The sequence below is a fragment of the Arenimonas sp. genome (assembly GCF_022842045.1).
In the GTDB taxonomy this organism is placed as follows: Bacteria; Pseudomonadota; Gammaproteobacteria; order Xanthomonadales; family Xanthomonadaceae; genus Arenimonas.
This window is the reverse complement of the sequence record NZ_JALHQI010000010.1, coordinates 57679-63061: the sequence shown is the minus strand read 5'-3', so window position 1 is coordinate 63061 and position 5383 is coordinate 57679. Positions and strand designations below refer to the sequence as shown.

Annotated in this window: 6 protein-coding genes; 4 read left to right on the top strand and 2 right to left on the bottom strand. The window is 71.0% G+C overall.

Annotated elements, in window-relative coordinates; genetic code table 11:
- Window positions 1-47: 47 nt before the first annotated feature.
- The gene (locus Q0C12_RS04190) at window positions 48-1208 is read right to left on the bottom strand and encodes a CoA transferase (protein ID WP_290886586.1); all 1161 of its coding nucleotides are present in this window, start codon (window positions 1206-1208) and stop codon (window positions 48-50) included.
- Window positions 1209-1256: 48 nt separating this feature from the next.
- On the opposite strand from Q0C12_RS04190, the gene Q0C12_RS04185 reads away from it, so the two are divergent.
- The 4 genes from Q0C12_RS04185 (at window position 1257) to Q0C12_RS04170 (ending at window position 5098) form a co-directional block, all read left to right on the top strand.
- Window positions 1257-2519, top strand: a complete 1263-nt coding sequence (locus Q0C12_RS04185) for a formimidoylglutamate deiminase (RefSeq protein ID WP_290886582.1) — start codon at window positions 1257-1259, stop codon at window positions 2517-2519.
- A 95-nt stretch (window positions 2520-2614) separates the two neighbouring features.
- A complete protein-coding gene (locus tag Q0C12_RS04180; RefSeq protein WP_290886580.1) occupies window positions 2615-2965 on the top strand; it encodes a hypothetical protein in 351 nt (116 codons plus the stop codon).
- A gap of 65 nt (window positions 2966-3030) precedes the next feature.
- Window positions 3031-4701, top strand: coding sequence for a urocanate hydratase (hutU, locus tag Q0C12_RS04175; protein ID WP_290886577.1), 1671 nt, complete (start codon window positions 3031-3033; stop codon window positions 4699-4701).
- 19 nt (window positions 4702-4720) lie between these two features.
- The gene (locus tag Q0C12_RS04170; RefSeq protein WP_290886574.1) at window positions 4721-5098 is read left to right on the top strand and encodes a VOC family protein; all 378 of its coding nucleotides are present in this window, start codon (window positions 4721-4723) and stop codon (window positions 5096-5098) included.
- A gap of 18 nt (window positions 5099-5116) precedes the next feature.
- Here the strand turns inward: Q0C12_RS04170 and Q0C12_RS04165 are convergent, their stop codons facing one another.
- Window positions 5117-5335, bottom strand: a complete 219-nt coding sequence (locus tag Q0C12_RS04165) for an RNA-binding S4 domain-containing protein (protein WP_290886600.1) — start codon at window positions 5333-5335, stop codon at window positions 5117-5119.
- Window positions 5336-5383: the final 48 nt, after the last annotated feature.

The window sequence follows — 5383 nt, the reverse complement described above, 5'->3', positions numbered from 1 at the left end:
CCGCGCGTCGACCAGCAGCTTGTCCCAGGGCGGGGCGAGGCGGCCGATCATCGGATGGCGCCCTCATGGCGCAGCAGCTCGGGCACGAAGCCGTACTCGCGCGCGATCTCGTCGCTGTGCTGGCCCAGCGTGGGCGGTGCCCGCTCCAGCCGCGGCGGCGAGGCCGACAGCCGCAGCGGGCTGCCCACCATCGGGATGCCGTCGATGACCGCGCGCATCCCGCCGGCGGTCGCGACCGGATGGTCCAGCGCCTGGCGCACGGTGTTGATCGGTGCGGCCGGTACGCCGGCCTGGCTGAAGAGTTCCAACCAGTGCGCGGCATCCTCGGTCGCGAACAAAGCGGCCATGTCGGCGCAAAGCGCCTGGCGATGCTGCACGCGCGCGGCGTTGTTGCCGTAGCGCGGATCGCGCAGCCAGTCGTCTCGGTCCAGCGCCCGGCAGGCCTCGATCCACAGCTTCTCGCTGGCCACCGCCAGCACGAACTCGCGGTCGCGGGCCCGGAACGCCTGGTAGGGCACGATGCTGGCATGGGCGTTGCCGTGGCGCGGCGCATCGGCGCCCGTGAACAGCGCGTTGCTGCCCACGTTCGCCAGCATCGCCAGCTGGCTGTCGAACAGCGAGACGTCGATGCGCTGGCCGCGCCCGGTGCGGTGCCGCTGGAGCAGCGCGGCCAGGATGGCCGTGGCGGCGTTCTGCCCGGTGGCGAGGTCGGCCACCGCGACGCCGGCCTTGTAGGCGCCGCCGTCGGCCGGGCCGGTGATGGCCATCATGCCGGCCTCGGCCTGCACCACGTAGTCGTAGCCGGGCAGCTTCGCGCCGGGGCCGGTGCGGCCATACCCCGAAATCGAGCAGTAGACGAGGCGCGGATTGATGGCGGCCATCGCTTCGTAGCCCACTCCCAGCGATTCGGCGCCGCCGGTGCGGTAGTTCTCGACCAGCACGTCGGCCTCGCGCACCAGCGCTTCGAGCAACGGCCGCGCCGACGGCGCGCGCAGGTCGATCGCCAGCGAGCGCTTGTTGCGGTTGCAGCAGGCGAAGTAGGCCGACATGCCGTCGAGGAAGGGCGGGCCGAGGCCGCGGGTGTCGTCGCCGTCGAAGGATTCGAGCTTGATGACGTCGGCGCCGAGGTCGGCCAGCACCATGCCGCACCAGGGCCCGGCGAGCACCCGCGACAGCTCCAGCACCCGGGTTCCGGTCAGGGCATTCATGGCTGGGATTGTATGCGCCCCGCGCGGCCGCATGCGAAACTCGCGGCCATGCCCGACGCCGCCGCCCCGAGTTTCCCGACCGCCGCCGGGCCCGACGGCCACTGGCGCCTGCCGGGCCTGCCCAACCTGCATTCGCACGCGTTCCAGCGCGCGATGGCCGGCCTGGCCGAGCGGCAGAGCGATCCGCAGGACAGCTTCTGGACCTGGCGCGAGCTGATGTACCGCTTCGCCGGGCGCGTCGACCCGGACTCGCAGTACGCCATCGCCACCCAGCTGTACGCGGAGATGCTGGAAGCCGGCTACACCAGCGTCTGCGAGTTCCATTACCTGCACCATGCGCCGGACGGCCAGCCCTACGCCGATCCCGCGGCGATGTCGCATTCATTGATCGCCGCCGCACGCGACACCGGCATCCGCCTCACCCTGCTGCCGGTGCTGTACATGAGCGGCGGCTTCGACGGCCGCCCGCTGGGCGAGCGGCAGCGCCGCTTCGGCCATTCGCTCGAGGCTTACCTGGCCCTGCTGCAGTCGCTTCGCGCGCTGGAGTCCGCCACCCTGAAGGTCGGCGTCGCCTTCCACAGCCTGCGCGCAGTGCCGCCGCCCGCGCTGGCCGCCGTGCTGCAGGCCATCGGCGACGCGCCGATGCCGATCCATATCCACGTCGCCGAACAGGTGGGCGAAGTGCAGGACTGCCTGGCGCTGCGCGGCGCCCGCCCGGTCGAGTGGTTGCAGGCGAACGTGCCGGTCGATGCGCGCTGGACCCTCGTGCACGCGACCCACCTCGAGGCCGGGGAAGTGCAGGGCATCGCCCGCAGCGGCGCGACGGTGGCGATCTGCCCGACCACCGAGGCCAACCTTGGCGACGGTCTGTTCCCGCTGCGCGCCTTCCTCGATGCGGGCGGGCACTGGGGCATCGGCTCGGATTCGCACGTGTCGGTATCGCCGGTCGAGGAGCTGCGCTGGCTGGAGTATGGCCAGCGCCTGGTGACGCGCCGGCGCAACATCGCGGTTGGCGCCAACCAGCCGAGCACCGGCGCGCTGCTTTACTCCCAGGCCCTGGCTGGCGGCTTGCGCGCCTGTGGGCAGGGCCCGGACGCCGGCGCTGACCTGGTCGTCCTCGACGGTCTGTCGCCGGCGCTGGCCGGCGCGACCGCGGCCGACCTGCTCGATCGCTTCGTATTCGCCGGCAACCGCTCCCTGGTGCGCGAGACCCACGTGGCCGGCCAGCGCCTGGTCGCCGACGGCCACCACCGGGATGCGGAGGCCATCGCGGCGCGCTACCGCGCCACGCTGGCGGCGCTGCTGGCCTAGCGCTGGCGAAGCTGAACATCGCCGGTCAGGCGGGAGCCAGCTTTTCGGCGCCGGCAGGCATAGACTGGACGCGTCGACACCCGCCGGAGACCGCCATGAAACACGTTGCCCTGGGCCTGCTGTTCGCGCTGTCCGCCTTCGCCGTCCAGGCGCGGCCCGCCGAGGCGCCGGTCGCCCCCTCGGCGCCGGTCGAGGCCGCCGAGCCCGCCAAGGCGTCCGAGCCGGTGGCGGGTGCCGAAGAACCGGCCATCGTGATTGCCGACGAGACGAGGCCTGAAACGCCGCGCCACTGCCTGCGCGAGACCGGCACCCGGATCAAGCGGCGCGACAGCAAAGGCTGCACGAATGCGATCGGCGAGTCCTACTCGGGCGAAGAACTGCGCCAGACCGGTGGTCGCGACACTGCCGAGGCCCTGCGCCTGCTGAGCCCGCGCGTCGGCGGCTGAGCCTGCCGGCGCACGGCGCCCGCCCCGGAAACCTATAATCGGCGCCTGCCTTCCCGGAGCCGCCGATGCCCACGTCCCCGCGCCACGATCCTTCCCGCCTGGTCCGCGCCCCGCGCGGCAAGCAGCTCAGCTGCCGGAGCTGGCTGACCGAAGCCGCCTACCGGATGCTGCAGAACAACCTCGACCCCGACGTCGCCGAGAACCCGGCCGGCCTGGTGGTCTACGGCGGCATCGGCCGCGCCGCCCGCGACTGGGCCTGCTACGACAAGATCCTCGAAACCCTGCGCACGCTTGGCGACGACGAAACCCTGCTGGTGCAGAGCGGCAAGCCCGTCGGCGTCTTCCCCTCGCACCCGGACGCCCCGCGCGTGCTGATCGCCAACTCCAACCTGGTGCCGCACTGGGCCACGTGGGAACACTTCAACGCGCTCGATGCCAAGGGCCTGATGATGTACGGCCAGATGACGGCCGGCAGCTGGATTTACATCGGCTCGCAGGGCATCGTGCAGGGCACCTACGAGACCTTCGTGGAGATGGGCCGCCAGCACTACGGCGGCAACCTGTCCGGCCGCTGGATCCTGACCGCGGGCCTGGGCGGCATGGGCGGCGCGCAGCCGCTCGCGGCGTCGCTGGCCGGCGCCTGTTCGCTCAACATCGAATGCCAGCAGAGCCGCATCGACATGCGCCTGCGCACCCGCTACGTGGACGAGCAGGCCGCCGACCTCGACGACGCGCTCGCGCGCATCGCGAAGTACTGCGCGGCCGGCGAAGCCAAGTCGATCGCGCTGCTGGGCAATGCCGCCGAGATCCTGCCCGAACTGGTGCGCCGCGGCGTCCGCCCGGATGCGGTCACCGACCAGACCAGCGCCCATGACCCGCTGCACGGCTACCTGCCGGCCGGCTGGACGCTGGAGGAGTGGTTCAGCGAGCAGAAGAACAACCCGCAGCGCGTGATCGACGCCGCCAAGCACTCCATGCGCACGCATGTCGAAGCGATGCTCAATTTCGAGGACATGGGCATCCCCACCTTCGACTACGGCAACAACATCCGGCAGATGGCCTTCGACGTCGGCTGCAAGGACGCCTTCGACTTCCCGGGCTTCGTGCCGGCCTACGTGCGGCCGCTGTTCTGCCGCGGCGTCGGGCCGTTCCGCTGGGTCGCGCTAAGCGGCGACCCGGAGGACATCTACAAGACCGACGCCAAGGTAAAGGAGTTGATTCCCGACAATCCGCATTTGCACCGCTGGCTGGACATGGCGCGCGAGCGCATCGAGTTCCAGGGCCTGCCGGCGCGTATCTGTTGGGTTGGCTTGGGCGACCGCCACCGCCTGGCGCTGGCCTTCAACGAGATGGTGAAGAGCGGCGAAGTCAGCGCGCCGATCGTGATCGGCCGCGACCACCTTGACTCGGGTTCGGTTGCGAGCCCCAACCGCGAAACCGAGGCCATGATGGATGGCAGCGATGCCGTCTCCGACTGGCCGCTGCTCAACGCCATGCTCAATGTCGCCGGCGGCGCCACCTGGGTGTCGCTGCACCACGGCGGCGGCGTGGGCATGGGCTACAGCCAGCACAGCGGCGTGGTGATCGTGGCCGACGGCACCGACGCCGCCGCCGCCCGGCTAGGCCGCGTGCTGTGGAATGACCCCGGCACCGGCGTGATGCGCCACGCCGACGCCGGCTACGAAATCGCCAAGGCCTGCGCGCGCGAGCAAGGCCTGAAGCTACCCATGCTGTGAACCCACCCGGAGAAGCCCGATGATTGGCTACGTCACGCTCGGCACCAACGATCTTCCCCGCGCCGTCGCTTTCTACGATGCGCTGTTCGGCGCGATGGGCGGCAAGCGCTTCATGGAGCACGAGGGCGTCTTCGTCGCCTGGGTCACCGACCCGAAGGGCGCGGGCGTCAGCGTCACCAAGCCCTGGGATGGCAAGCCCGCCACGGTGGGCAATGGCGTCATGGTGGCGCTGGACGCGCCCAATCCGGCGGAAGTGGACCGCCTGCACGCGCTGGCGCTGTCGCTGGGCGCCACCGACGAGGGCGCGCCGGGCATGCGCGGCGGCGGCTTCTACGCGGCCTATTTCCGCGACCCCGACGGCAACAAGCTCAACTTCTTCTGCTTCGCGGGCGAGTAGGCCCGCGGTCACCCCGGCTCAGCCGGGGATGACGTGGATCTCGATGTCGTCCAGGCGCACGACCTGGCCGGCGCGGATCTTGGCGGTCTTGCGCAGTTCCTGGACGTCGTCCACCGTCACTTCGCCGGTGGCGACGATCTGCTTGCCCATGCCGCCGCTGTCGCAGACGCCCGCCAGCTTCAGCAGCTGGTTGAGTTCGACGAACTCCCGATCCAACTCGAAATCAATCCGCGGCATGGCAACCCTCTTTCCCGTCACCCCGCCATTCTGCGCCACCGCGTGCGC

Bases quoted from the DNA above. Each gene is read 5' to 3' on its own strand.
- hutU (WP_290886577.1), top strand. From the start codon at position 3,031: ATGCCCACGTCCCCGCGCCACGATCCTTCCCGCCTGGTCCGCGCCCCG.
- Q0C12_RS04165 (WP_290886600.1), bottom strand. From the start codon at position 5,335: ATGCCGCGGATTGATTTCGAGTTGGATCGGGAGTTCGTCGAACTCAAC.
- Q0C12_RS04190 (WP_290886586.1), bottom strand. From the start codon at position 1,208: ATGAATGCCCTGACCGGAACCCGGGTGCTGGAGCTGTCGCGGGTGCTC.
- Q0C12_RS04170 (WP_290886574.1), top strand. From the start codon at position 4,721: ATGATTGGCTACGTCACGCTCGGCACCAACGATCTTCCCCGCGCCGTC.
- Q0C12_RS04180 (WP_290886580.1), top strand. From the start codon at position 2,615: ATGAAACACGTTGCCCTGGGCCTGCTGTTCGCGCTGTCCGCCTTCGCC.
- Q0C12_RS04185 (WP_290886582.1), top strand. From the start codon at position 1,257: ATGCCCGACGCCGCCGCCCCGAGTTTCCCGACCGCCGCCGGGCCCGAC.